This window comes from Candidatus Thermoplasmatota archaeon (assembly GCA_038884455.1).
GTDB lineage: Archaea > Thermoplasmatota > E2 > DHVEG-1 > DHVEG-1 > JAWABU01.
Map to the genome: position 1 here is coordinate 47,348 of JAWABU010000001.1, position 24,721 is coordinate 72,068.

The following is a 24,721-nucleotide window of genomic DNA, read 5'->3' on the forward strand; positions in this document are numbered from 1 at the left end:
GAAGATTTTTTATCGGACAACAAGAACCGATTTACTCGCATGACGGACAACCTTATCGGTAACACTGCCAAGGAGAAATCGCCCTTCTTTTCCATATCCTTTATACCCTAGGATGATGATATCAACATCATATTTTTTTGCAACGAGAAGAATTTCATCGGCAGGATCTCCTGCTTCAACGGTTACCTCAACTTTTCCGACTTTTCCTTCGATGTCTTTTGCAACTTTAGTAAGATTTTCCAGTGCCTTTTCTTTAAAAGAACCTGGTTTGACAATACTGCTAAGATCAATAGTCGGAAGCAACATGTTCGTAAAGGTTGATTCAACAAGTTCAGCAGGAATAACCGTAAGCATGACGATTTGATCTTCTTTGGTTGAACATTGTACAGCAACGTCAATTGCTTTTTTTGATGCTTCAGAACCATCATATGCAATGAGGAGTTTTTTCATACCAATCACATTCCAGTATGACATAGGATTCGTAGTATTAAGGTTTTGTTTTTACCTGCGTTATCACCTACATATATAGGCAATAAATTCTGCGAGGGGTAAACCATCATGAAAACGCATAATATAATTCCCGTTTATACTTTGTGCAAGTTTAGGAAGTCGATTATGAACAATTTTGAGACGTCCTTCAAGACAAGAAACATCAAGGGTGAATAATCGCCAGCAATCTCCTCGAAATCCTTTCAGACGAAACGCATAAATCGGCAGGGTTTTTGTTGTTTCGCAGGTGCGATGCATCCATTCTGCTTGCCGTTGGAGTTTTCCATCAACGCTACTGAAATGAAGAACATCCTCAACGCTTGCTTTGATTTCAATGAGAAACGAGACATCACCTCGAACTGCTACGAGATCAATACCAAATGAACCAGCTGCTCTGATGACGATAAACGGTTTCTTCGTGATACACAGATACTTCGTCTTTTCAAGTATGTCGCATGATTTTGTAATCTTTTCAAGCAGTTTTGTATCTCCTTCAAGAATTCCTTTAAGTTCACGTTCATAGACACTACTCATACTTATGCAAAAGGTAAAATACTGCGTACTCTTTTAATGGTTTGGGCTGGTTTCCATCTAGGTGGGATTGATATCTATGAAAACAGAAATCCTGGTCAAAGAAGTCATGAAAACGAACCCGGTGATCGTGAAAGCAACAGCAACTGTATTCGAAGCAGCACGACACATGAAACAGAAAAAAATTGGGAATGTCATCGTCGTAGAGAACAAACAACCCATCGGAATTTTAACAGAAAGTGACATTTTAAGAAAGGTTGTTGCAGAAGGTAAAGATAGTGACAAAGTGCTCGTAGAGGAAGTTATGACTACGCCGGTGATTGTTACTGATCCATATATATCGATAGATCAGGCAATGAAACTTATGGGGAAAAGCAATATCCGACGTTTACCGGTTGTTGAAGATAACAAGCTGATTGGTATCATCACCTTAAGAGATATTGCACGTATCTCACCAACGTTTCATGAAATCATGCGAGAATGGAACGATATAACACCACAGGAACGGATATTTTTTGAAGAGCAGAGTCTATCAGGTAAATGTGAGGATTGTGCTACATTATCAACCAGTCTTAAAAATATCCAAGGTCGTTTAATCTGCGAGGAATGCGCTGAAGAATATAAAACTGAATAACAACATTTTTTAAAAAAATATTGGAGAAAGGATGGAACTACATATGAAAGTCAAGGATGTTATGACAACAAATGTGATTACCGTTGCAAAAGATGATCATCTGAGCCACATACTGGATTTGATGAAAAAACATCGGATTACCAAAATTCCTGTGGTTGAGGGAAAAAAACTCCTCGGAATTGTAACCGATAACGAGATTGCATATAAACTAGGATCAATACGAAAACGGTTCGTTTCAGCGTCTCGTTTGCATGCATCATCGGTAACCGAAAAAGATGTGATGATTGTATCACCAGAAACTGACCTCTCCGATATTTTAAAAATGGTTGGAGAGCCTGGACCAACCATGCTTCCAGTTCTTAACAATGAGAAATTAGTCGGGGTGGTGACGAAAGCTGATCTTTTACCTTTGGTAAAAAGCGGAAATCAGCTTCGAAGTATCATCCAACATCCTGTTCATATGATTGCTCCTGATGATCGAGTGGTCCATGCACGTCGAAAGATGATTGAATATAATATTGCCCGATTACCAGTTACCGATGAAAAACACCGATTACGCGGCATTATTTCTGATTTTGAGATAGCAGTTGCCTTTGCAGAAATTAAAAAATCGTTTTCTCTGGGCCGTCAGAAACATCGGCTCGATCAGCTACTTGTTGCTGATGCGATGAAAACACCAGTTATTTTTACCAATCCTGACATGTCGATTGCCCATGCAGCTCGGTTAATGCATGAAGAGGGTGTTGGCGCTTTGCCCCTTGTTCAAAATGATGCTGTTGTTGGTATTATATCAAGGACCGATGTATTAAAAACCATATCGATAGAGGCATAAAAAGATTTTAAGTACCCTCATTGTTCTCATTATTGTATGCCCTATCATATTGCTTCTGATGACATTGTGGTAGACGCCGTTGTTCATGTACTCCGTCAGTATAGAACAATCCCTTCGCAACGTGTCCTCAAACATCTCGTAGAGGCGCATCTTCAGACAGAACACCAGGTTTATCATGTGAGCGAGGTGCGGCTTCGGAAGTTAGTACTCAAGCATGGTATTGCAACCGTTGAAATTCAGAGCAGGGAAGGTGATCCTGAGAAGGTTCTGACAAAATGTCCTGTCTGTGAAACCATGTTGAAACGGGTGAAAAATCAGACGATTTATGGTGGTGAGGTAACCATTGAGTACCACTGTGATCTGTGCGGCTACTGGACCGGAAAGAAAAAACGAGTTCCAACACGATATATTTTTCATGGAAAATGAACGGTTTTTCTCCAGAAAAATCTGATAACAGTATCAAGGGATGCAGTGCTTTTCTTTTGCTGCTGTTCAGATGCAAATCATTATATAATTAGAAAGATAATATTCTTTAGGAGTACAAAAACCAAACTGATTCCTATGCGCAGAATTCCTGCATGTGTCATACTGAGTATGCTGTGTATATCGACAGTTGGATATGTTGGTTCTTCTATCCCTTCAAACCTGAGTACTCCTTCAGTTGTAAACCCAGCATCGTATACTCAAGGATATCGATATAACATTCAGGGATGGATCTATGTCTATATCAGGGGAGACGCCTATGAACGAGGATATCAACATGGGTATCTGCTTGCCGCTGAGATTGTTGATATGTTGAATCGTTGGAGTTATATGATTCATCACTATCCCACCATAGAACAGATCAGCCCTCGTCTTTCCGATGAACGATTTCATCGTGTTGCACAACAATGGTGGGATTTTTGCGTTCAGAACTGCTATCGAATGTACTGGGATAAATACCCGGGTGAATACCGAGAGGAAATCCAAGGAATTGCTGATGGTGTCGCTGCACGAGGTGGTACCATCCATGGACGATCGGTAACCGTGAAGGATATCCTTACCATGAATCAGATGTATGAGTTTATGTCAAAATTAACAAAAATCCCGAAAGCACTACATCCTCTCCGAAGCTTTTTTTATCAGCTACAACAGACGTTTTCTGAATTTTCAAATCTTCGTATCAACGATCTACTCGATCGGTTTCTTTCGCAGGATCCTGCACATCACTGTAATGGTTTTATTGCAACTGGAAATGCAACAACTCATGGTCAAATCGTTTTTACCCATTCGACGATCTGCGGTGGAGGGATGTGGTGGTGGACGTATTTTATTTCACTCCGATGGAATGTGATCCTTGATGTACACCCAACTCAAGGAAATCGTGTCATCATGTCAACCTCCCCCGGTCTTATCTGGAGTGATGAGGATTACTATCAAAATAATCAAGGCATCATGCTGTTAGAAACAACGCTTCCTCAAGGGTTGTACGACAACAAAGGATTGCCGTTATCAATCCGTGCTCGGAAAGCACTCCAATATGGAACAACGATTGACGACGTGATCATGCATCTGACGTACCAAAATGATGGTTCGATGAATGCTGTCTGGTTGATTGGTGATAGTACAACTGGTGAGATTGCCCGGTTTGAACTTGGATATCATGCCTCAGCAGTCTGGCGGACCATGAACGGATTCTTCTGGAGTGCAAACAATCCATATGACCTCAGCGTTCGACTTGAAAAATTTTCTATCAAAAAATATATTCAGAAGCTTGCATGGAAACTAGTCGGTATCCCAGGATATGGATATTTTTCACCCCGCTATCATCCTGAAGCCCGCGATTTGAAATACGAAGAACTCGGAAAGAAATACTATGGTCGGATTGATGTTGACCTCGTCAAAGAACTAGCGACAACCTCGCCGATTAGCGACTGGATAACTGACATTAAAATCACTGATACTGAGCTTGTGCGGAACAATGGGTTATGGATGTTCTGGGGCAATCCAGATAAAATATTGAATATCTCTCGGTTTGATACTCGAAATCAAACAATTGAAGCAGTACCACCTGCAGGGTGGGCGCGAATCTATGGCTTGCCTGAAAAACATACCTTTTCATTGATTATCCAACCCAATCAGCAGGGAAATACGACAAAACTGCTCTGGAAAACACGTATTGCTGAACAAACCAATGATTTTTACTCATGTGCAGCACACGATGGATCTGTGATCTATACTGCAACCTCGGAAAATACTCTCGTTGCCCTGAATATGACTACAGGGACGCTGCTTTGGAAAACATCTCTTGGAAAAAATCCAGTACGACCTGTTGTATATCAAGAGTACCTGTACGTTGGATGTGCTGATGGTCTGTATGCATTTACGAAGGACGGGAAAAAACACTGGGTGTTTTCCTGTGAACCGATATGTTCCCCCCCAGTTATGTATGAGGATCAGATATTACTTGGAACCCAGAAGGGACTGCTGTATGGTGTGTCTTGCAAAGATGGAAAACTGCTGTGGAAGATCTCATTTCCTGCTGCACTGTACCTCGGAAGTATCTCCAACGAAACACTCGTGGTTACGTCGGGGATGAGCTGCGCGGCATTCACCATAACGAATCGTTCAATCAGATGGTGGTGGAACACCACCGGTATCATCACCTCAGCTCCTTGTATCTCTGACACAATGGTTGTTGTCGGATCCTGGGATACACACCTGTATGCTCTTGATCTGAACACCGGTGCTCTGCTCTGGAAATATGAAACAGGATGGGGGGTTGATGTACAACCAATTGTTGATGAAACCATGGTGTTTGTAGCTTCAGCTGACAACAACTTGTATGCACTCAATAAAACAACCGGACTACTCGAATGGGTTTTTACAGCAAACGCTGCATTTCACGGCCAACCATGTGTCTATGGCGATTATATTTTTGCCGGTTGTGATGATGGTACGTATTATGCTGTGAATCGATCAACAGGAAAACTAGTTTGGAGGTATACCCCTGGTGAAACAATACCACCTGGATCTCTCCGAAATTATATTACAACTCCATTGCGTTCAAATCCAGTTGTTTTTGATGGAAACGTTATTTGTAGTGCACTTGGATCTGTTGTTGCTTTAGATGCTCAAACAGAGACCTCTGAAAATATACCACCCAGTCCTCCAGAGCATCATGGACAAGATGACGAAACACCTGATGAGAATCCTGATGAACATCAACCTGATGAACAACCACCAGCTCATGAGGAACAGGAACATCAGGATAATACCTCTCTTGATGAGTATCGTTTTATTTTTTTATGTGCTGGACTCCTCATAGGTATTGTTATAACTGCTGGATATGTACTTCGAAGAAAACAAAGATACGTATGACGATTAATGAATATGTAGATAGCAACAGTTTTTATTGGGCCATCCCTTTCAACGTCATAAATGACATGGCTTTCCCCCTTCAAGGGAAAGAAAAATGACCATCAGCATTTTACTAGTAACACCCCGGCGATCCATCCATGACATAAATGTCATAGAGATTTCTCGCTCGAATTGGTTTAACCTTATTGGTCATTTTTAACTATTTTTGACCGATACATATTTACTCTGGTTGAACCTTCGTTTCCAGATAAGAGAACATAACCTGAAAAAGAGGTTAAAAAGCATCGAAAATGAAGCGACTGCTAGGTACCAAGAATCGTCCAAAGACCTCTTGTGTTCAGATGCCAAAGAGCAGACAGAAAAAATTGAATGAGAAAAAAAAGGTTTTCTCGCAGAAAAAAATCAGGATGAATATCCTTGTTTTTACATTCATTAAAGTTCTGTTTAAGCACGAGGATTTGACAATAGAGTAAAAGCAAAATTTTCCCTAGTTTTTACTCTTGTTGTGCTAGTTTGTCAAAATGAGATTCTGCACACGAAACTTTATATAATGTTGATAAGATATTCAAGTATATACTGTGGTAACCATACTTGGATGATGAGGGAGATAACAGAAAAAGAAAAAAATTGCTGTTTCTCGAAATCATAAATAAAAATTGGAAAAAATATATATACCAAGTACGGTATTAATGCCACAACAAAAAGCCTACAAAAATAAAAAAATAGGCTAGGAGAGAATGGGAAAAAATGAAAGCAAATAGAAAATTTATAGATGGTGAGGAAGCAGTATCTGCGGTTATTGGTGTTATCCTCATGGTAGCAATTACCGTCGCCATAGCCGCAACCGTCTACGTCTACGTCAGCGGAATGATGGACGTCAGTGGTGGATCTGCACCAGTTGCAGTCATCAACATCAACGATGGAGTAGCCACAGCAAGTTCTACAACAGGAACGTACAGTGCCAACGATGAAGTATTTGTATTATTCCATTATAGTGGTGACACCATTCCAATGGCAGATGTCGTAATTGAATATATGGGTGGAGCTGTCACTTCATGGGATACACTCATTGGATCAACAACAACCGGTGGACTAACTGCTGCCGCTCCAGCAGATGGTTTCTTCCAATTTGGTGATGAAATCGTTGTTAAAGCAGTTGATGCTAACACCCAAGCAGGTGTGTATACTTTCCGCATCCGTCATAACCCAACAAGTTCATGGGTCATGCCAGCGAAAACCGCAACTGCTGTTTAAACACCATACTAACCACAATCTCAACTCTTTTTCTTCCTTTTTTCTCTAAAATCTTTTTAGAGTCTAAAACAAAATACAAAATCAATGAATCAAAAAAAATATGGGGATGGGGTATACATGAAAAAACCATGCAAAAAAAAACTTAATCAAGAAGCAGTATCTGCAGTCATCGGTGTCACTATCATGGTTGCAATTACTGTCGCCATGGCTGCAGTAGCATATACCTATCTTACCGGTATGATTGGAGGCGAAACACCAACCCCAGTTGCATCGTTTAATATCAAAGATGGAACCGCAAATGCAAATGCTATGACTAATCTTTATAATGCTAATGATCAAGTTTTTATCATCGAACATTACAGCGGAGATACCATCACAACTAGTGAAATAACCATAGAATATAAAAGCCCAACAGGTACTTGGCAAACCCTCACCAGCACAGGACAAGCAGCTGGACTCAAAGCAACTATTCCCGCACATTTACAATTCGGCGATACTATCTCAGTAACCGCTGTCGATGCTAACACCAGAAATGGTGTGTATTTATTTCGCATCCGTCACAATCCCTCAGAAACATATCTGTTGCCTCAGATAGAAGCAACCGCTATATAACACAACATTCTCCATTTTTTGTGATTCTTGTACATTTCACAATGTCACCTAAAATAACCGTTTTTACCCGCATGAATCGTTTTTTTTTCGTATCCCTCCTTGTCAACGTATTACGTTTATCGTATCTTTGGGAGTTTTTGTTCGGTTCGTTTCGTTCCATTTGGTTGTTGTCGTCGTTTCATGATTTTTTGTGAACGGGGAAGGCAGAGGCGAGGATGGAGTTATGGGCGAAACGATAAAAGAATTCTATATGAACCTGAGAGTACTACGAAAAACCAAGCAGCCATTTCCACACAGGAAGAACCTGTATCGTTTTATTCGCTACATGAATTTCTTCCTCCTGCTCTTTTGTAAGAAGCAAACCTTCTTTCAAATGAAACATTTCCATAGCTTCAAGTAAACCAGCGACCTCGCGTTCCTTATCACCTTCATCCAGAACATAACAAACCTGGATCGCCTCACAAATCCGCGTGTCTTCTTTAACCAGGAAATCACATTCGTGATGATTTGTAAAATAATACACATCTTTTTTCTGTCGTTTCAACTCAAGGAACACCAGATTTTCTAAAACCTGCCCTTTATCCGAGGAAAACGTTGTTCCAAAAACATAATGAAACGCGGGATCAACCGTGTAGATTTTTTTTGGGGCGTTGAGTTGCTTTTTAAGAGAATAATCAAAACGCTGCACCTCAAAAAACAGATACGAGTTGCACAGATATGAGATATACTCTTTAACTGTAATCGAATTCGATAGCTGTAATGTTTTTTTCAAGGAGTTGTAAGTGAAAGGAGAAGCAATCGTTGTCATTAAAATATTGACAAGTTCTTTCAAGGTTTTCTGCCGTTTAATCATATATCGGGCAATGATATCTCGATAGAGAATGTTATTATAGAGTGTGTGAAGATATTCCTTATCCCTGGTTTTCAGATATTCCGGTATTCCACCGTGAATCATATACTCATCAAACAACCGAATCAAATGAACTTTTTTTTCTGTTAGATACAACCAGTCTTTTTGTGGTACACTTTTTTTGAATCGAAGAAATTCTCTAAACGAAAACGGATACACTTCAAATGCTTTATACCGTCCAGTTAACCGTGTGCCAAACTCCTTGCTCAACAGCGAGGCATTGGATCCAGTGATGATTATTTTTTTCCCTTGATCATGAAGTCGCCGAACAAATGTTTCAAATTTATCGATATTTTGAATTTCATCAAAAAAATAGAATTTAGGAGATGGATACACCTCAAGAAGGATTTCATGCAGTTGTTCAAAATCTTTAGCGTTGAACTCAAGAAACCGTTCATCATCAAAATTGACATAACACATATTCTTGTTCTGATGTATCAGTTGTTTCAAAAGTGTTGATTTACCGCTTCGTCGCAATCCCGTAAGTATAAGAATTCTTGGATCCTTGAACCAGGATACGATGTCGTCTATATTTTCTCGAAGAACAGTTTCTCCAGGGAGAACACTATCATTTTTCTGCTGGATGACAACCTGACGAAAAACTTCCTTCGACATCATACTAAATGGTAGTTAGTATTAACATATAAATGTTTTCATTACCAATTAGCACAATGCAACATACTGAACGTGGCAGCGGCCTTGGCGAACAATCGTTTTCAGAAACAACCGACATTCTTTACCGTCTGTACGATGATCAAATCCGTAGTCTCATGGGTGACTCCTCAACCTTCCAAACCGTCATCTAAACACGATTTTTTCCACATGAATCATTTTTTCTATGTTACCTTACGCCAACGTACTCCTTTTATGCCAGTATTGGTGTTTTATTCGGTTCGTCTTGCAGAGTTGATTGATCTCGTTATTTGTGGTTTTTATGATTTTTTGAGCGGGATAGTAGCGTAGGATGAAAAATAAGGTACAGAAAAGATGGTAATGACGCAGGTATTCTAGGACAAATGCATAAAAATGGTTAATATATCGATTACAATCGAAAGATTTATAATTTTCATTCGATTACGTTAGAGTGATGAAAGAAATCTTATTTGACTGGAATCCATGGTGGGCAGAATCATATACCTTCCAAAAAGTAAAAAGGGAACTCTTCCAACGCATCAAACCATGGATTGAGAGAAAAGAAATCATTGCACTCCTCGGGGTTAGGCGAAGTGGAAAAACAACCGAACTTTTTGAGATTATTGACCACCTCATTCATGAACAACATATCAACAGAGACAATATCTGCTTCATAAAAGCAGATGACGATCGTGTGGAAAAAAAAGAGTTAATTCAAAAAGCATTAGACGAATACATCACCTGGAAAAATCCGAAAGGTAGAATCTTTCTATTTATCGATGAAATACAAGAAATACCTGAATGGCAAAAAACACTTAAAAGAATATACGATCTTGAACAAGAAAACAAAAAGATTTTCATTTCAGGATCCAACGCCTCGTTATTGAAAGAAGAACTCAGTTATCTCCTTACGGGGAGATTCGCTTATTTTGAATTGTATCCCTTTAGTTTTAAGGAGTTCCTCCTGGCTCATAATATCAAGATACAAAATGAAATGGATTTGATACAGCAGAAAAATACGATTAGGAATCTTCTCCTCGCCTATATCGAATACGGAGGTTTTCCTGAAATAACTCTTGAAAGAGATAAAGAAAAGAAAGAAGAATTGTTACGCTTTTACTTTGAATCAATCCTCTATAGAGATGTCGTAAAAAGAAAAAATATTAGAAATGTCGAAAAACTCGACCGACTGGTAAGATGGCATTTGCAAAATACATCTGCCTATGCAAACTATGAGAAACTTGGCAAGTATTGCGAACTATCAACAGATACGACAGGAGAATACACGCGATATCTTGAAGACGCCTATCTCATTTTTGTTGTAAATATTTTTGCTTATTCGCTAAAGAAACAATTCGTTAATCCGAAGAAAGTGTATTGTATCGATCCTGGTATACGAAAAATCGTCGGATTCATCTTTTCTCAGGATAGCGGAAAAATGTATGAGAATATAGTGTTTATACATCTCCGACGGACCGGAAAACAAATTTTCTATTGGAGCGAGAAACACGAATGTGATTTTATCATCCAAAATAAAATGAACATCGAAGAAGTGATTCAGGTTTCATCTGATCTTCAAGAAAACAAAGAACGGGAAGTGAACGGTTTACTCGAAGCCATGAAACATCTCAACGTTCTAAAAGGAAGTATCATTACGAAAGATTACGAATCGAAAGAAATCATCGATGAAAAAGAAATTCGATTTATCCCTCTCTGGAAGTGGCTCCTTCTTCGTTGATCTTTTTTTGTTTCTATATACGACTGCAATCATGGAGACGAAGTACTTTTCAGGACCAGCTAGAGTAGTGTACCAACTCTAGGCATATCGACTGATCTTGTAGATTTCATTCCAAGAGCAAACATGATGGTGACGTCACTTTCCAAAACGTCACCTAAAAAACCATTTTATCCGAATATTACCACACAACAAACCCCGTTATTCCTTGTGAATCTCACCGAAAAAAAACACAGTATTCGAGAGAAAACCATATATCTACGGTAGCAATACTCTCTATAGATGGATACAGAAAGGCGTGATCGATACAAGGATAAGCTTGAACTCATTGAAAAAAGACTCCAAGAAATAGAAGAGTGGACAAACATATCCTCGCAAGAGTTTATCTCAGATGAAAAAACGAAACTCGCAACATATAAAGCGTTTCAAGAACTAGCAGAATCCTGTATGGATATCGTTGCAATGGCATGTAAAGATTTAAAAATTCTGCCGAAAGATGATTACACCAATGTCGAAAAACTTAGTCAAAAACTGAACATCAATAAACGAATGCTCCAAGAAATAAACGGACTTAGAAATAGGTTGATTCATCGATACAACAGCACTGATGATACCGTAGCTTTTGAGAGTATCCACGAGCTAATGATAGAAATCAATACATTTATAGACGTGATTAAACGATGGATAAAAAAATCATTAAAAAAATAAAAAACGATTTCTCACCATTCCACAATAGAGTATTGGGCATAGTACTCTATGGCTCACACCAGAAAAGAACTCAGACAGCTCGGAGCGACATCGATATCTGTATTATAGCCCCCGGTGAAAATCACAAAAGACTGTTTAAAGAGATGCTTCCCCTCAACTATGACATTAAGATTTTTGAAACAATGCCGCTCTTTCTAAAAATACAAGTTATTCACCATCATAAGATACTGTATACAAAAGATCGATATGCACTCTACGAGTATTTCTATATTTTTAGAAAACTCTGGAATGATCAAAAAGAAAGACAGCGTCTCACTAAAAAAGAAGCACTCTACCTCTTTAGTTAAACAAAGAGATGCTGTACCTTTGACTTAAGATTCCTTTGTAATTGATCCTATATATATTTTAATTCTTTGAGTTTTTTTATGACGTTCTGAGTGCTTTCGTCAATTGTTTCTTTATCAGAATAAAGAATCAAATCAGGATGTTTCGGTTCTTCGTAGACATCATCAACTCCAGTAAAATCTTTAAGTTCACCAGTACGTGCTTTCTTATACATCCCTTTTACATCTCGTTGTATACAAACCTCAAGAGGGCATTTAACATAAATTTCAACAAAAGAACCAAGAATACGTCGAGCATACTCGCGATGTGTTTGATACGGAGAAACAAAGCTTGCTACCACAATAACCCCATGCCGCGTTAACAGTTTTGCAACAAAAGTAACTCGTCGTATATTCTCATCTCGGTCCTTTTTTGAAAAACCAAGATCACTGCAGAGCTCCTTTCGAACGTTATCCCCGTCGAGAACCTCAACTGCATAACCATCTCCTCTCAATATATCAGCAACACGATGTGCAATTGTAGTTTTACCAGAACACGGTAAACCAGTAAACCATACTGTAAACCCTCGTTGATTTTCCCTCATCGGTTAACCTCACAACCAGTATCAGTTAAAAAATCTATAATTTTTTCAACAAAAAGATGAGTTTTTTCCTTGGGAACAATAGCACCAAGTACCTCTGCCTTCCCACCGGTTTTAAAACCATACTTCTTTCCAAGTTGAATTAACGGTTCAACATTCTTATGACTCCGAACATAAATCTGATCCATATCTTTAAAAAAACCGGTATTAATAACAAGTGTGTTTTTCCCAGATTGCCATGCAATTTTCCGGGTGATCGTTGAAATAATATTATACGTCGTATCAATTTTTTTAACCACGACGTCTTTAATTATCTCCTGGGGTTGACGAAGACACAATGAAATTTCTTCGTCGAGTTTGATGAGGTTTTTTTTCCATTGTGAATTCTGAAGAATCATATCACCATTGGTATAATCTAATAAGCGGCGGGGCGCTTCCTCGACTTGTTTCTTATCGCCGATCTTATAACACGAATCAAGTAAATACACCATTCGAAGCATCGTATCAAAAGAGATACCATACAAGGAACAATACTGCTCAATACGTGGGTACATTGCGTTATTACCCAGAATTTTCTGTTCATGATCACCGACAACACCAAGTAACGCCCATAACGTAACCTCCTGTTTCAGAAACTCATTCACAATCCAGCTTGTAGATGGATATAGATCAGGATTTTTACCACGACTAATCGGGTTATAATGGTGAACCGCAGGAATGATGTTTTGAAGATGATGATCAAAAATAAATATTTGTGGAATGGTTTTCGACAAACGAAGAATGTTTTCCTCAGGGAGAGCCATATCAACTATGATAAGAAAATCATACTTCGAATAGCAAGTCAATTCAGCCTCCGTAAGAAAATAATTTCCCAACTCTGGAGTAACATTGGTAATGGTTTTATCATGTAAAAATTCTAATATCAGACGTGCTGAACAAATGCCATCGGTATCCCAATGATGGAGTAAAAGCCCCTCCCCCAAAAGATGAATCAAATCCTTTTTTTCACACATACAAAACCTTTTTACTCTTCATGTTTACTCTCTGATCATCCCAGCACCAACTGTCTCATTTGTCTGCTCATCAATAAGAATCAAAGAACCTGTAGAACGATTCCGTCGGTAACTATCAAAGAACAACGGTTGCGAAGTATGAATCTTGATCCGACCGATCTCATTTAAACTAAGCTCCTCAACCTGTTCAACGCGATGCAAGGTGTTGATATCAATTTTATAGTAAATCGACGTAACTATTCCTTTAACCTCTCGAGTTGTATGGCGAATACTATACTTTTTCCCAGAGATCAACGGACGTGTACTCATCCAACATACCAACATATCAATATCTTGACTGACAGTTGGTAGATTATGCTCACGGACAATCATATCTCCACGACTCACATCAATATCATCTTCAAGCTGCATAACAACTGACATCGGTGGAAAAGCTTCCTGAACACACCCAGAAGGGGATTCAATTGTTTTAATTTTAGTTGAAAAACCGGACGGCAATACCTTAACACGATCCCCGGGTTTGAACACACCACTTGCGATTTTTCCTGCATACCCTCGATAGTCATGATACATTTCAGATCGAGGGCGAATCACGTATTGTATCGGAAATCGACAGTCAACCAAATTCTCATCACTACCTATATGGATATTTTCAAGCAGATACATAAGTGTTGGACCTTTATACCACGGCATATTCTTGGAGGGTTCAACAATGTTATCACCATGCAACGCACAAATCGGGATAAAAGAAATATCATTTACCTGAAGTTTTACGACAAAATCCTCAATATCCTTCTTGATCTTTTGATACACTTCCTGTTGATAATCTACTAAATCCATCTTATTGATACAAATCACAAAATGAGGTATCTGCAATAATGCTGCTATGAAAATATGTCGATGAGTTTGCTCAACAACACCATTTCGAGCATCAACTAAAATCACAGCAAGATTTGCCGTTGATGCACCAGTAACCATATTTCTGGTGTACTGGATATGTCCTGGTGTATCAGCGATGATGAACTTACGTACCGGCGTAGCAAAATATCGATAGGCAACATCAATAGTAATCCCCTGCTCACGTTCTGCCCGAAGACCATCGGTTAACAATGCAAGGTTTAATGTTTCTCCGCGCTGCTCACAGAGTCGCTCAAGATTTCTGAGTTGATCCTGAAAAATAGTTTTACTGTCGTATAACAATCGCCCAATCAACGTACTTTTCCCATCATCAACACTTCCTGCAGTGGTAAACCGAAGTAACTCCATTTCAGCATAGTTTCGCTGAGTCATTATTAGAAATATCCCTCCTTTTTCCGATCTTCCATTGAATTTTCAGATCTCAGATCATCACCTCGACTCACCCGTTCTGACTGCCGAGATTGCGCAATCTCATCAACAATTTCTCTGATGGATACTGCTCGTGACTGGATCAAACCAGTACATGTCATATCTCCAACGGTACGACAACGTACAAGCATTGATTTCACATTTTTCTTCTCATGATCATCAAGATGTAGGAACGGAGACAACGCATAAATGACACCGTCTCGAATAATACACTCTCGCTGATGAGCAAAATAAATCTTGGGTACTTCGATATTTTCCCAAAGAATATATTGCCAAACATCAAGCTCAGTCCAATTACTTAACGGAAAGATTCTAAAATGTTCCCCGGCATGTTTTCGTCCGTTGTATAGATCCCAAAGTTCAGGACGTTGATTCTTTGGATCCCATTGACCAAAATCATTTCGATGAGAAAAAAATCGTTCCTTTGCCCGTGCTTTCTCTTCATCTCTTCTTCCTCCTCCAATTGCTGCATCAAACTTATACTGATGGATCGTATCAAGCAATGTCGTTGTTTGTAACAGATTTCTACTCGCATACCGACCTGTTTCCTCATGAACTCGTCCTGCATCAATTGATTGTTGTACTGATCCTATAATCAACCGTACTCCCAGTTTTTTGACGAATGCATCTCGAAACTCTATGGTTTCTGGAAAATTATGACCGGTATCGATATGAACAAAGGGAAAAGGAATGGGTGCAGGATGAAATGCTTTTTTTGCCAGAATTCCAAGGACAATTGAATCTTTTCCCCCTGAAAATAACAAACAAGGGCGTTCAAACTGTGCCACAGTTTCACGAAGAATATATATTGCTTCTGACTCTAGTTTCTCCATATGATTTAAAGTATATCGAGTCATAATTTGCCAGTACTTCAGTATCAACATATTTATATATGTTTGTTTTTTGTAAAAAAAAGCGCATTTCGACAACTGAAAACGTCTTGCCAAGCCCACCTCCAAAAAAGGTATCTTAATAATCCAGAAAAACTATACAAGGACCTATGACAAATGAACTGATGATACTAAACATCATCCGATTTATAACAGGATCGCTCGTACTTCTCTACGCATCGTACACCGATATTAAAACCAGGCGGGCAGCAAATTATCTCTGGGTCATCATCGGAGGGGTTGGAACGATTCTGCTCATCATCCAGTATATCATGATTGGTTTTGACAATATCTTTATGCTCATCTTCATCCCTCTCTTTATCGGCCTTATGTATCTTCTGTTCCAACTTCGAGTAATTTTCGGAGGAGCTGATGCAAAAGCATTTATGGCGCTTGCAATCCTTGTCCCTATTCAACCGGTCATCGCATCATTTCCAATTCTTGATAGCGGGCCAATAACTATGCCAGGATCCTGGATCATCTTTTCAAATTCGGTACTCCTCTTTCTGATAATCCCTATTAGTTTATTGATCTATAATACCATAAAGAGAAATCTCCAATTCCCCTATTGTCTGCTTGGTTATCAAACATCGGTCGAACGGGCACGGCAAACATTTGTCTGGCCTCTCGAGAAAATAGTCGACGGAAAACGAAAATTCTCCTACAAACCACAAGAAGAAGACATTGAGGAACATCTTAAAAAGTTCGACGAACAAGGAATCAAAACACTCTGGGTTACCCCAAAAATACCATTTATGATTCCGATGCTTGCTGGTTTTATCACCACTTTTATCCTTGGAGACCTTCTATCAGCTTTGATATATTCTCTTGTATAACAATAACAACAAGAAGAACATACATATATACCTTTTTTTCATTACCAGTCTGCGAGCTATGACAAAACGAGATTACTATGAAATTCTTGGAATCGACAGAAATGCTTCAAAAGAGGACATCAAAAAAGCATACCGTAAACTCGCATTAAAATATCATCCTGATAAAAACAAAGAAAAAGATGCAGAAGAAAAATTCAAAGAGATTTCTGAAGCATATGCTGTTCTCTACGACGATGAAAAACGAAAAATGTATGATACCTATGGTCATGCAGGAATTGATCAGCAATACACACGAGATGATATTTTCAGAGGTACCGATTTCAGCGATATTTTCAGAAGTATGGGATTTGATTTTGGGTTCAGTAGTTTTGATGATATCTTTGAACAGTTTTTCGGTCAACGCCGGGGATACAGTCGACAAGAACGAGTTCGAAGAGGATCTGATCTCCGGTATGATATCGAAATTACGTTAGAAGATGCATATCGTGGGATGCAAACAGAACTTGATATCCCCCGTTCAGAACCATGCGACACATGTGGCGGAAGTGGTGCAAAACCAGGGACAAGTCCACAACGATGCACCCAATGTGATGGGACCGGGCAGATTCGACGATCCCAGCGTACTGGTTTTGGTTTATTTACCCAGGTCACCGTATGTCCTCGATGCAACGGTCAAGGTACTTTTATTGAACAACGATGCCCAAATTGCCGAGGACGCGGCGTCGTACAAAAGACTCGTAAGATAGAGATTACCATACCTCGCGGTATTGACGACGGCTCGCAACTTCGACTTGCGGGACAAGGAGAAGCTGCACCAGGTAACGGTGTAAACGGCGATTTATACATTGTTGTTCACATCAAAGAGCATCCGTTTCTGACACGAAGAGGATCTGATTTGTATCAGAAAGTAAAAATTAGTTTTCCCCTTGCGGCTCTCGGCGGTAAAAAGATGATTCCTACATTACAAGGTTCTGAAGAACTTCGGATCCCCGAAGGAACTGAGAGTGGAGATATGTTCAAATTAAAGGGAAAGGGCATGCCGTACTTACGGGGCAGTGGTTTTGGTGATATGTATGTTGAGGTTCATATTGAAACACCAAAACGGTTATCCCGGAGAGCTCGTATGCTCCTCGAAGAATTTGACAAAGAGTGTTCTGAATAAAGCAGTTTTCTTTTACACAACGGTTTTCTTGAAGTATATTTTCAGACAGAGCTGTTTTTCGTTATTCTCTATATAAATATAAAATTAAAATAATATTTTTTAAATAAATTTAATATGATACAAAAACTATAAATATGAGAGATAATGATTTACTATCGCAACCAGATATCCAGATGATGAGGTATGATTCGTACAAAAGTGATTAATGATTCTGTTGATCTTGTCTCGATAATTCGAGCGTTTGACTCTCCCGTCAAAAAAGAAGTATTCTACGAAATTTTAAAAGATTGGACCCCGACAAGCATGATTGTTGAAAAATACGGCGAAGAAGGAAGAGATGCTCTAGAATTTTTTGATAAAATGAAACTAGCAGAAACAAAATGGACAACCCCTGATGAAGGAATCGAAGGAAAACCACAAAAGATGTACCGCTCTTTTTATTCCCTTTTCAACATCAACATATCTTGCCCGGTAAACGAGATAAGTGAAATATTTAACATCTCTTCTCTTGACGATAAACAATTCGAAGAACTCGAATCAAAAATCTATGATTTTATCGGAGAAACTGGAGCATTTGGAAATAAAGTTTCAGAGGCATTCAAAATATCAAATACCGCATTAAAAGCATTGGTCAAACGATCAAATAAGTTCAACTATACCGGACTAAAGATAACGAGAAAACAAGAGTGATGCTAATTTTTTTAACAACACTTTTAAAACCATATCTGATTATCCTACGAAATGGATGTAACAACCATACTCATACAAACCTTCTGGATCATCATCCCTGTGTATGTCGCCAATGCAAGTGCTGTTTTGGTCGGTGGTGGAACGCCGGTTGATTTTCACAAAATATGGCGTGATGGAAAACGTATCCTTGGAGATGGAAAAACCTGGAGAGGCTTACTGCTTGGCACCTTCCTTGGGATGATCGTCGGTTTCGCTCTCTCCATAGCAGCATTTTACATCAATCAAACTGAGTACTCCTACTTGCATCTAACTGATTTTTCTGCATTTCCCCTCATGATTCCTATCTTGTTTTCACTTTGTTTTGGTGCGCTCCTTGGAGATATCGTCGAGAGTTTTTTTAAACGGCGACTCGGCAAAGAACGAGGATCCGACTGGATTCCTTTTGACCAACTCGACTTTATCCTCGGAGCATTAACACTCTGTTTTATACTCAGTAGTATACTTGCTATTACGGGAGTCACCAAAGAAAATTGGTTCACGAGCAACCTTACCGTCGGGCATATCGTCATTCTCTTAGTAGTAACACCGTTTATCCATATAACTGCAAATGCACTCAATAAAAAAATACGAACCTCAAAAAAATAAACATAAACTATAAGAGGATGAATACTGTTTTTCCATTGGTACAATTCTCGGGAGGAGTATGAGTAGACAAACGAAAAAAAGCCAGAAAAAGACCACAACAAAACAAGCGATGAACGAAGCATTAAAACAATGGCTCTCTGAAACAGATCAACAAATCCTATCACAGAAAATTGAACATCACCTCGAAGGAAGAAAACCAGAAGGAATGTGTCGGGCTTGCGGAGTTAATCAAGCAAAAGCAATATGTATCAAATGTGGTAACTCTGTGTGCATTTCTTGTTACTATAGCATCATCGGACTCTGCCGAAATTGCATCTCTAAAGAAACCGTAAACCAGTGGAAAGCAAAAAAACCAAACTGGAAAACTATCCTCGGCGTCGACTGGGTGGACGAGTAACACCACGTTCGTGTTTAATTCGTTCGCCTTCTAAAAATAATCCAGTCATCGCTCGAGCACACCGCCATGAAGAAGGATAAATTGGAACACCTGCAGATTTCAAATCAAGGACAAGGTCTTCAAATTCTTTTCCACCAACCCAACAGCCAAGAATTGGTTTCTGATACTCTTCATGGAGTTGCTGTTCTTTAATCATTTTCAAAATCGCACCAGTATATTCACGTGGTCGAGCATACCCCGCATGAACCGATGCAACAATAACACCATCAATATGCGGATCTTGAAGTAAAGCAAGTGTTGATTCATAGTAGCGATAAAATCCTGCATCAGCAACCAGATCAACAGGGTTGTTCGGATTCACCAAGGGTGGCAATATTTTTTGAATTTTCTTATAGGTTTTTGATGAAAGTTTTGGAATCGTTAAACCATTTGCCTCACAAGCATCGGTCAGCATAATCCCAAGACCACCGCCGTTGGTAACAATACCTATGCGGTTTCCCCACGCAGGCGGTTGGCCATCGAGTGCACGTGCCATATCAAAGAGTTCGACGAGATCACGACATCGAATACCACCCGCTTGCTTAATTGCAGCACTGTACAACTCATCGCTACCTGCCATAGAACCGGTATGCGAGGCAGTTGCACGAGCACCCGCCGCGCTCCGTCCTGCTTTCACGACTAAAACAGGTTTGTCACAGGCATGAATACTATTCATGAATTGCCGGCCGTTTTTTACTGCTTCAATGTACATACCGATAACTTTCGTTTCAGGGTCTTTACTGAAATAATCGATAAGATCAACATCATCGATATCGATTTTGTTGCCGACACCGATAATTTTTGAGAGTCCAACGAACTCATTATTGGCAAGGTAGATCATACCCATACCGAGGGCTCCACTTTGACTAATCAAAGCAAGCCTTCCTTTCCGGGGCATACCAAAAACAAACGATACATCCAAACTATCCGAAGCGTTTTTATAACCCATGGTGTTTGGCCCAAGGATACGAATGCCGGTTCCTTCAACGATTTTTTTGATTTCTTCTTCTTGAGCATGGTTGCCAATTTCACTAAAACCTGAGGAGATGATGATAATATATTTTACCTTTTTTTGGACACAATCCCTGACAACATCGGTAACAAACGGAGCAGGAACTGCAATCATAACTAGTTCGACCGGACCTGGAATATCCGTCAATTTTTTGTAACATTTTAGACCAAGAATCTCTGCTTCATTTGGATTCACCGGATAAAGCTTACATGAATATTCTGAAATGAGGATGTTTTTTAAAGATGCATGTCCGATTTTTGTTGGATTTTTTGATGCACCGACAACAGCTACACTTTTTGGTTTAAAGAATGATTCGAGCGGTATTTTCATTACTTGATTTCCTCCTTTGTATCTCGTACACTAAATAACCTAGAATAATTACAAACGACAACAGCTCTTATTACTTAAACATACTGAAAAAAGATATATATTCATATATCTCTGTTTAAAGATATGATTTCATAAGCTGAACAATTTCTGCGCTTGTTTTCGCCCTCCGGTATCCCTCGAGCAACTCATGGTTCAACACCAAAAACTGAGGACCCCATTTGTATAACGAAAGAAGCAACCGAGAAAGATCAACATCTCCAAGAATATACGCTGCTGCAGCAAACGCCTCAACTGTTGATAATTGAAACGGTTTTCCATAATTCACGGGATTCGCAGCAAGAAGAAACGGCAACGCTCGAGAAGTACACCGAACGTCAAGAATAGAAAACGTATCTTCTACATGCTTCCATGAACAATCCACAGCAACAAGACCATGGCGAGCTGCGGCCAAACGATCTTCAGCTGAAAAACATTTCTGCGCAAACGGATTCAACACCACCGCCTTCCGAGGAATACCTGCCATTGTTTTCTCTAATGTAACATACCCAAAACGAGATAGCTTTTTCGCAGTACATTTCTTCGGATCGTCTTCATCTGCATGATACACAATCAGACGGAATGGTTGATTCATAACCTATCGTATCTCCACATCAAGCACACCATGAATAACACCAGGAGCATAGGATTTTACCACATACTGTCCAAGTAACGTTGCTTGTTTATGATTTTGACGTGCAACTTCTTGAATATATGAAAACGGTTTCATAGGTACCTCTTCATCAGAATAAATACCGTGAAAATGAATAACCCCACCAGATGGCTTCAAACAAGACAATGCAACCGACAAAAACCGATGTGTACCATGAAGATACCCCATGATCACACGATCAGCACACAGTCGTGGGGCGCACGTCTGATTATCCCCGAAAACTGGTTTCACAATTTCAGTAACATGATTGAGAACAATGTTCTCACGTAAATACTGAAATGCAATAGGGTTGATCTCACACGCAATAATCCTCCAAGGTTTGCTAAATTTTGCCATAGGTAGTGAAAAATAACCAATCCCTGCAAACAAATCAACAACACATTCTGAAGGGTTTGAAATATATGCCATCCTCCGACGCTCATGCATGTTTCCTGAAGAAAACATAACCTTTTGAGGATCAAGCTTAAAACGGATGCCGTGCTCCCGATGAATCGTCTCGGTATCAGGAACGCCATACAATAATCGTACCTGCGGCTCACGATACACTCCAGATATACCGCCAACGTCATCAAGCACTGTTTTACAGTGCAACACCTCTGCATACACCTTACACACCTGCTCCTCATATCCCTTTAAACATGCAGGATATTTCACGAGCAACACATCACCAATTTTTTCCCATCTCCGAGGTAAACAAGAAATCTGATCATCAGAAAGCTGTGATCGCAGTACCTTTTTAATATGTTCAAACGGAGAATCCATACACTTCAAAATTGCGAATCGAAAACACTTATAAAAAGTCTTCAAAAGAAATCATCACCACCTCCAACAACTCTTATGTATAGCATTACTATTCCACCAAGAGTTATGCAGCTATTTCCCTACCAGTTCCGAAAATATCAACGAGACATCATCAACGATATCAGCAAAGCACTCCAGACAAAAAACCATCTTGTCTTTGAATCAGGAACCGGTTCAGGAAAAACAATATGTGTCCTTGCAGCAACAGTAACCTACGCATTAGAACACCAAAAAAAGATTATCTATACCACACGAACCAATGCACAACAGCAGCAAGTCATCCTCGAAGTTCGAGCAATCAAAAAGAAAAAACCAGCAACCCAGGTATATGCAGTTGCACTCCAAGGACGAGCAAACCTATGTATCCTTGCACAAAAAGATCAAGAACTCAGAAATGGAACATCTGAAGAATTATCGAAGTTTTGTGCAGAACAAAAGAAAAAAACACTTCAAAAAAAGAAAAACACCGGCTGTCCCTATTACAAAACATTTATTGGAAATCAAGAAAAAATCGACGAAATTCTCACCTATACACACCAGCATTTACCTACAGCGGAGGAATTTGTTGCATACTGTGAAAACAAAGGAATCTGTCCTTACGAACTCAATAAACTACTCATTAAACATGCAACGGTTATTGTAGTTCCCTACATCTACATTTTTGATACAGCCATTCGAATAAAACTTTTTGACTGGTTATCGATCTCAGAACAAGATACGATACTCATTGTTGACGAAGCTCACAATCTCCCAGATTATCTACGAGAGCTCTTCTCAGCACAACTCAGCATGAATATGCTCAAGAGCTGTACGTACGAACTCGAAAAATATGGAGATCCAACACTTCTCAACGGATCGATCTCTGTTTCACAGTTCTGTTCAACCCTCCAAGACATCATCAATGATCTCCGTTCAACGTACATCTATAAAATTTTAGAAAACGACCTACGAAAAAACGCTAAATTTGAAAATAAAGATGCTTTTATTCCAACCCATGAACTCGAAGCAGAACTACTCTCCCGGTTCAAAATAACCAGTACGAGCCTGCAGGACATTATCAGCGACCTCATCGCCTATGGAGAAAAAATCCAGGAATACCGACAAAAAGATGGAAAACTCCCACGGTCATATCTCCACAAGCTCGGTATCTTTTTATCGTTTTGGACAACTCTAGAAATGCATCAGTACATCAAACTGATTGTCGATTCAGAGGATGGTTTAAATCCCCACATTGAAGCGTATTGCCTTGATCCATCTCTTGGAACTGAAATCCTTAATCACTTTCATACTTCAATTCATATGTCTGGAACACTCAAACCACTTGAAGAATACCGTGATTCCCTGGGGTTGCCAAAAAACACCTCGCTCATGATCTATCCATCACCCTTTCCGAAAAAAAACCGAAAAATACTCTACACCAGCGATGTGACAACACGGTATGAAGATCTCGCTCGTGATAAAACTATCCTCCCGCGTATCTGGAGCTATATCACTGAAATCTGCAATACATTCCCAAAAAATACCATCGTCTTTTTCCCAAGTTTCAATACGCTTGCAACGTTTAAGAATACAGGTTGTCTAAATGACATCAAACGACATATCTTCATCGAAGAGCAAACCATGTCTCAGTATGCACTTATGGAACTAGTAAGCGAGTTTAAAATCTGCGGACAACAAAAAAGAAACCGAGCAACCATGTTTTCTGTGATGGGAGGGCGCATCAGCGAAGGTATGGATTTTCCTGCGGAACAACTTGAAATTGCAATCCTTGTTGGAATCCCCTACCCAAAACCAACAGCACGGCAACGTGGTTTACAACAATACTATGAATTAAAATTTAGAAAAGGATGGGAGTACACAGTTGAAGCGCCAACGACTCGTAAAATCCTGCAAGCAATCGGCCGACTCATCAGAAATGAACACGATCGCGGTGTTGCAGTCATTCTCGACAAACGCGCAGTCAGATTCAAACGATATCTTGACGATCTCACAAAATCAGAAAACATAACCCAAGAGATCCATGAGTTTATCAATGAAAAAACCCCTAAAAAATGATCAACGGGGAAGAAGATCAGGAATACCGTCAGAAATCGGATACGAAACATTACAGGTTTCACAAAAAAAAGACCCTGACAGTATCTCATCATTTTCCTCACAAGTAACCGTTAATGTAAGATTGCCTTTACAGACCGGACAACACAAGATATCAAGAATCTCTTTTCTCATG

At 39.4% G+C, this 24,721-nt stretch carries 27 protein-coding genes; 16 read left to right on the plus strand and 11 right to left on the minus strand.

Features of this window, described 5'->3' with window-relative positions; all coding sequences use genetic code 11:
• Positions 1-9: 9 nt before the first annotated feature.
• Together QXL17_00210 and QXL17_00215 are read right to left on the minus strand one after the other, a co-directional pair.
• A complete protein-coding gene (locus QXL17_00210; protein ID MEM4257563.1) occupies positions 10-450 on the minus strand; it encodes a universal stress protein in 441 nt (146 codons plus the stop codon).
• 63 nt (positions 451-513) lie between these two features.
• Positions 514-1,023, minus strand: coding sequence for a Holliday junction resolvase (locus QXL17_00215; protein MEM4257564.1), 510 nt, complete (start codon positions 1,021-1,023; stop codon positions 514-516).
• Between the two features lie 76 nt (positions 1,024-1,099).
• Between QXL17_00215 and QXL17_00220 the strand changes: the two genes are divergently transcribed.
• The 6 genes from QXL17_00220 to QXL17_00245 all read left to right on the plus strand — a co-directional run bounded on the left by QXL17_00220 (position 1,100) and on the right by QXL17_00245 (position 7,712).
• Positions 1,100-1,654: a CBS domain-containing protein gene (locus tag QXL17_00220; GenBank protein ID MEM4257565.1), complete on the plus strand. Its 555-nt coding sequence runs from the start codon at positions 1,100-1,102 to the stop codon at positions 1,652-1,654.
• Positions 1,655-1,697: 43 nt separating this feature from the next.
• The gene (locus QXL17_00225; protein MEM4257566.1) at positions 1,698-2,486 is read left to right on the plus strand and encodes a CBS domain-containing protein; all 789 of its coding nucleotides are present in this window, start codon (positions 1,698-1,700) and stop codon (positions 2,484-2,486) included.
• Positions 2,487-2,522: 36 nt separating this feature from the next.
• The gene (locus QXL17_00230) at positions 2,523-2,912 is read left to right on the plus strand and encodes a hypothetical protein (GenBank protein MEM4257567.1); all 390 of its coding nucleotides are present in this window, start codon (positions 2,523-2,525) and stop codon (positions 2,910-2,912) included.
• A gap of 168 nt (positions 2,913-3,080) precedes the next feature.
• Positions 3,081-5,846, plus strand: a complete 2,766-nt coding sequence (locus QXL17_00235; protein ID MEM4257568.1) for a C45 family autoproteolytic acyltransferase/hydrolase — start codon at positions 3,081-3,083, stop codon at positions 5,844-5,846.
• Between the two features lie 747 nt (positions 5,847-6,593).
• A complete protein-coding gene (locus QXL17_00240; GenBank protein ID MEM4257569.1) occupies positions 6,594-7,100 on the plus strand; it encodes a type IV pilin N-terminal domain-containing protein in 507 nt (168 codons plus the stop codon).
• A gap of 117 nt (positions 7,101-7,217) precedes the next feature.
• Positions 7,218-7,712 carry a type IV pilin N-terminal domain-containing protein gene (locus tag QXL17_00245; GenBank protein MEM4257570.1) on the plus strand — a complete coding sequence of 165 codons (495 nt, stop codon included), beginning with the start codon at positions 7,218-7,220 and terminating at the stop codon, positions 7,710-7,712.
• A gap of 265 nt (positions 7,713-7,977) precedes the next feature.
• Here the strand turns inward: QXL17_00245 and QXL17_00250 are convergent, their stop codons facing one another.
• On the minus strand, positions 7,978-9,240 hold the full coding sequence (locus tag QXL17_00250; GenBank protein ID MEM4257571.1) for an ATP-binding protein: 1,263 nt from the start codon (positions 9,238-9,240) through the stop codon (positions 7,978-7,980).
• A gap of 29 nt (positions 9,241-9,269) precedes the next feature.
• Here QXL17_00250 and QXL17_00255 point away from each other — a divergent pair, with 29 nt between their 5' ends.
• The 4 genes from QXL17_00255 to QXL17_00270 all read left to right on the plus strand — a co-directional run bounded on the left by QXL17_00255 (position 9,270) and on the right by QXL17_00270 (position 12,045).
• Positions 9,270-9,428 (plus strand): hypothetical protein, encoded by a 159-nt coding sequence (locus QXL17_00255; protein MEM4257572.1) that lies wholly within the window; start codon positions 9,270-9,272, stop codon positions 9,426-9,428.
• Positions 9,429-9,709: 281 nt separating this feature from the next.
• Entirely contained in the window at positions 9,710-10,993 is a 1,284-nt protein-coding gene (locus tag QXL17_00260; protein MEM4257573.1) for an ATP-binding protein, read from the plus strand.
• A 279-nt stretch (positions 10,994-11,272) separates the two neighbouring features.
• Positions 11,273-11,698 carry a DUF86 domain-containing protein gene (locus QXL17_00265; protein MEM4257574.1) on the plus strand — a complete coding sequence of 142 codons (426 nt, stop codon included), beginning with the start codon at positions 11,273-11,275 and terminating at the stop codon, positions 11,696-11,698.
• Positions 11,671-12,045 carry a nucleotidyltransferase domain-containing protein gene (locus QXL17_00270; protein ID MEM4257575.1) on the plus strand — a complete coding sequence of 125 codons (375 nt, stop codon included), beginning with the start codon at positions 11,671-11,673 and terminating at the stop codon, positions 12,043-12,045. The genes QXL17_00265 and QXL17_00270 overlap by 28 nt, the downstream gene beginning before the upstream one ends.
• Positions 12,046-12,092: 47 nt before the next feature.
• Here the strand turns inward: QXL17_00270 and cysC are convergent, their stop codons facing one another.
• Genes cysC through cysD form a run of 4 tightly spaced genes read right to left on the minus strand, consistent with a single transcriptional unit; the run spans position 12,093 to position 15,840 of the window.
• Positions 12,093-12,626 carry an adenylyl-sulfate kinase gene (gene cysC / locus QXL17_00275; protein MEM4257576.1) on the minus strand — a complete coding sequence of 178 codons (534 nt, stop codon included), beginning with the start codon at positions 12,624-12,626 and terminating at the stop codon, positions 12,093-12,095.
• Positions 12,623-13,636, minus strand: coding sequence for a DHH family phosphoesterase (locus QXL17_00280; protein MEM4257577.1), 1,014 nt, complete (start codon positions 13,634-13,636; stop codon positions 12,623-12,625). Before QXL17_00280 ends, cysC begins: the two co-directional genes overlap by 4 nt.
• 24 nt (positions 13,637-13,660) lie before the next feature.
• The gene (locus QXL17_00285; GenBank protein ID MEM4257578.1) at positions 13,661-14,926 is read right to left on the minus strand and encodes a GTP-binding protein; all 1,266 of its coding nucleotides are present in this window, start codon (positions 14,924-14,926) and stop codon (positions 13,661-13,663) included.
• A 2-nt stretch (positions 14,927-14,928) separates the two neighbouring features.
• Positions 14,929-15,840, minus strand: coding sequence for a sulfate adenylyltransferase subunit CysD (cysD, locus tag QXL17_00290; GenBank protein ID MEM4257579.1), 912 nt, complete (start codon positions 15,838-15,840; stop codon positions 14,929-14,931).
• A 143-nt stretch (positions 15,841-15,983) separates the two neighbouring features.
• On the opposite strand from cysD, the gene QXL17_00295 reads away from it, so the two are divergent.
• From QXL17_00295 to QXL17_00315, 5 genes are all read left to right on the plus strand, one after another.
• Complete coding sequence (locus QXL17_00295) at positions 15,984-16,709, plus strand: A24 family peptidase C-terminal domain-containing protein (protein MEM4257580.1); 726 nt, start codon at positions 15,984-15,986, stop codon at positions 16,707-16,709.
• Positions 16,710-16,767: 58 nt separating this feature from the next.
• Entirely contained in the window at positions 16,768-17,871 is a 1,104-nt protein-coding gene (dnaJ, locus tag QXL17_00300) for a molecular chaperone DnaJ (GenBank protein MEM4257581.1), read from the plus strand.
• Positions 17,872-18,054: 183 nt separating this feature from the next.
• A complete protein-coding gene (locus tag QXL17_00305; GenBank protein ID MEM4257582.1) occupies positions 18,055-18,561 on the plus strand; it encodes an ArsR family transcriptional regulator in 507 nt (168 codons plus the stop codon).
• Between the two features lie 51 nt (positions 18,562-18,612).
• Positions 18,613-19,206 (plus strand): CDP-2,3-bis-(O-geranylgeranyl)-sn-glycerol synthase, encoded by a 594-nt coding sequence (locus tag QXL17_00310; GenBank protein ID MEM4257583.1) that lies wholly within the window; start codon positions 18,613-18,615, stop codon positions 19,204-19,206.
• A 58-nt stretch (positions 19,207-19,264) separates the two neighbouring features.
• Positions 19,265-19,603 (plus strand): hypothetical protein, encoded by a 339-nt coding sequence (locus QXL17_00315; protein ID MEM4257584.1) that lies wholly within the window; start codon positions 19,265-19,267, stop codon positions 19,601-19,603.
• Here QXL17_00315 and QXL17_00320 read toward each other — a convergent pair.
• From QXL17_00320 to QXL17_00330, 3 genes are all read right to left on the minus strand, one after another.
• Positions 19,572-20,984, minus strand: coding sequence for a CoA-binding protein (locus tag QXL17_00320; GenBank protein ID MEM4257585.1), 1,413 nt, complete (start codon positions 20,982-20,984; stop codon positions 19,572-19,574). The two genes, QXL17_00315 and QXL17_00320, sit on opposite strands and share 32 nt — an antisense overlap.
• A 115-nt stretch (positions 20,985-21,099) precedes the next feature.
• Positions 21,100-21,615, minus strand: a complete 516-nt coding sequence (locus QXL17_00325) for a DUF367 family protein (protein ID MEM4257586.1) — start codon at positions 21,613-21,615, stop codon at positions 21,100-21,102.
• Positions 21,616-21,618: 3 nt separating this feature from the next.
• Positions 21,619-22,455: a class I SAM-dependent methyltransferase family protein gene (locus tag QXL17_00330; GenBank protein MEM4257587.1), complete on the minus strand. Its 837-nt coding sequence runs from the start codon at positions 22,453-22,455 to the stop codon at positions 21,619-21,621.
• Between QXL17_00330 and QXL17_00335 the strand changes: the two genes are divergently transcribed.
• Positions 22,435-24,549 carry an ATP-dependent DNA helicase gene (locus QXL17_00335; GenBank protein ID MEM4257588.1) on the plus strand — a complete coding sequence of 705 codons (2,115 nt, stop codon included), beginning with the start codon at positions 22,435-22,437 and terminating at the stop codon, positions 24,547-24,549. The genes QXL17_00330 and QXL17_00335 overlap by 21 nt on opposite strands.
• On the opposite strand, the gene QXL17_00340 is transcribed toward QXL17_00335, so the two are convergent.
• A complete protein-coding gene (locus QXL17_00340) occupies positions 24,550-24,720 on the minus strand; it encodes a methytransferase partner Trm112 (protein ID MEM4257589.1) in 171 nt (56 codons plus the stop codon).
• Position 24,721: the final 1 nt, after the last annotated feature.

Excerpts from the sequence above, each read along its gene's own strand:
- QXL17_00340 (MEM4257589.1), bottom strand. The coding sequence starts at position 24,720 with ATGAGAAAAGAGATTCTTGATATCTTGTGTTGTCCGGTCTGTAAAGGC.
- cysD (MEM4257579.1), bottom strand. The coding sequence starts at position 15,840 with ATGACTCGATATACTTTAAATCATATGGAGAAACTAGAGTCAGAAGCA.
- QXL17_00270 (MEM4257575.1), top strand. The coding sequence starts at position 11,671 with ATGGATAAAAAAATCATTAAAAAAATAAAAAACGATTTCTCACCATTC.
- QXL17_00305 (MEM4257582.1), top strand. The coding sequence starts at position 18,055 with ATGATTCGTACAAAAGTGATTAATGATTCTGTTGATCTTGTCTCGATA.
- QXL17_00260 (MEM4257573.1), top strand. The coding sequence starts at position 9,710 with ATGAAAGAAATCTTATTTGACTGGAATCCATGGTGGGCAGAATCATAT.
- QXL17_00220 (MEM4257565.1), top strand. The coding sequence starts at position 1,100 with ATGAAAACAGAAATCCTGGTCAAAGAAGTCATGAAAACGAACCCGGTG.
- dnaJ (MEM4257581.1), top strand. The coding sequence starts at position 16,768 with ATGACAAAACGAGATTACTATGAAATTCTTGGAATCGACAGAAATGCT.
- QXL17_00225 (MEM4257566.1), top strand. The coding sequence starts at position 1,698 with ATGAAAGTCAAGGATGTTATGACAACAAATGTGATTACCGTTGCAAAA.
- QXL17_00335 (MEM4257588.1), top strand. The coding sequence starts at position 22,435 with ATGTTCAAACGGAGAATCCATACACTTCAAAATTGCGAATCGAAAACA.
- QXL17_00295 (MEM4257580.1), top strand. The coding sequence starts at position 15,984 with ATGACAAATGAACTGATGATACTAAACATCATCCGATTTATAACAGGA.
- QXL17_00210 (MEM4257563.1), bottom strand. The coding sequence starts at position 450 with ATGAAAAAACTCCTCATTGCATATGATGGTTCTGAAGCATCAAAAAAA.
- cysC (MEM4257576.1), bottom strand. The coding sequence starts at position 12,626 with ATGAGGGAAAATCAACGAGGGTTTACAGTATGGTTTACTGGTTTACCG.
- QXL17_00330 (MEM4257587.1), bottom strand. The coding sequence starts at position 22,455 with ATGGATTCTCCGTTTGAACATATTAAAAAGGTACTGCGATCACAGCTT.
- QXL17_00265 (MEM4257574.1), top strand. The coding sequence starts at position 11,273 with ATGGATACAGAAAGGCGTGATCGATACAAGGATAAGCTTGAACTCATT.
- QXL17_00315 (MEM4257584.1), top strand. The coding sequence starts at position 19,265 with ATGAGTAGACAAACGAAAAAAAGCCAGAAAAAGACCACAACAAAACAA.
- QXL17_00280 (MEM4257577.1), bottom strand. The coding sequence starts at position 13,636 with ATGTGTGAAAAAAAGGATTTGATTCATCTTTTGGGGGAGGGGCTTTTA.
- QXL17_00255 (MEM4257572.1), top strand. The coding sequence starts at position 9,270 with ATGTTTTCATTACCAATTAGCACAATGCAACATACTGAACGTGGCAGC.
- QXL17_00230 (MEM4257567.1), top strand. The coding sequence starts at position 2,523 with ATGCCCTATCATATTGCTTCTGATGACATTGTGGTAGACGCCGTTGTT.
- QXL17_00250 (MEM4257571.1), bottom strand. The coding sequence starts at position 9,240 with ATGATGTCGAAGGAAGTTTTTCGTCAGGTTGTCATCCAGCAGAAAAAT.
- QXL17_00240 (MEM4257569.1), top strand. The coding sequence starts at position 6,594 with ATGAAAGCAAATAGAAAATTTATAGATGGTGAGGAAGCAGTATCTGCG.
- QXL17_00215 (MEM4257564.1), bottom strand. The coding sequence starts at position 1,023 with ATGAGTAGTGTCTATGAACGTGAACTTAAAGGAATTCTTGAAGGAGAT.
- QXL17_00320 (MEM4257585.1), bottom strand. The coding sequence starts at position 20,984 with ATGAAAATACCGCTCGAATCATTCTTTAAACCAAAAAGTGTAGCTGTT.
- QXL17_00310 (MEM4257583.1), top strand. The coding sequence starts at position 18,613 with ATGGATGTAACAACCATACTCATACAAACCTTCTGGATCATCATCCCT.
- QXL17_00245 (MEM4257570.1), top strand. The coding sequence starts at position 7,218 with ATGAAAAAACCATGCAAAAAAAAACTTAATCAAGAAGCAGTATCTGCA.
- QXL17_00325 (MEM4257586.1), bottom strand. The coding sequence starts at position 21,615 with ATGAATCAACCATTCCGTCTGATTGTGTATCATGCAGATGAAGACGAT.
- QXL17_00235 (MEM4257568.1), top strand. The coding sequence starts at position 3,081 with ATGCTGTGTATATCGACAGTTGGATATGTTGGTTCTTCTATCCCTTCA.
- QXL17_00285 (MEM4257578.1), bottom strand. The coding sequence starts at position 14,926 with ATGACTCAGCGAAACTATGCTGAAATGGAGTTACTTCGGTTTACCACT.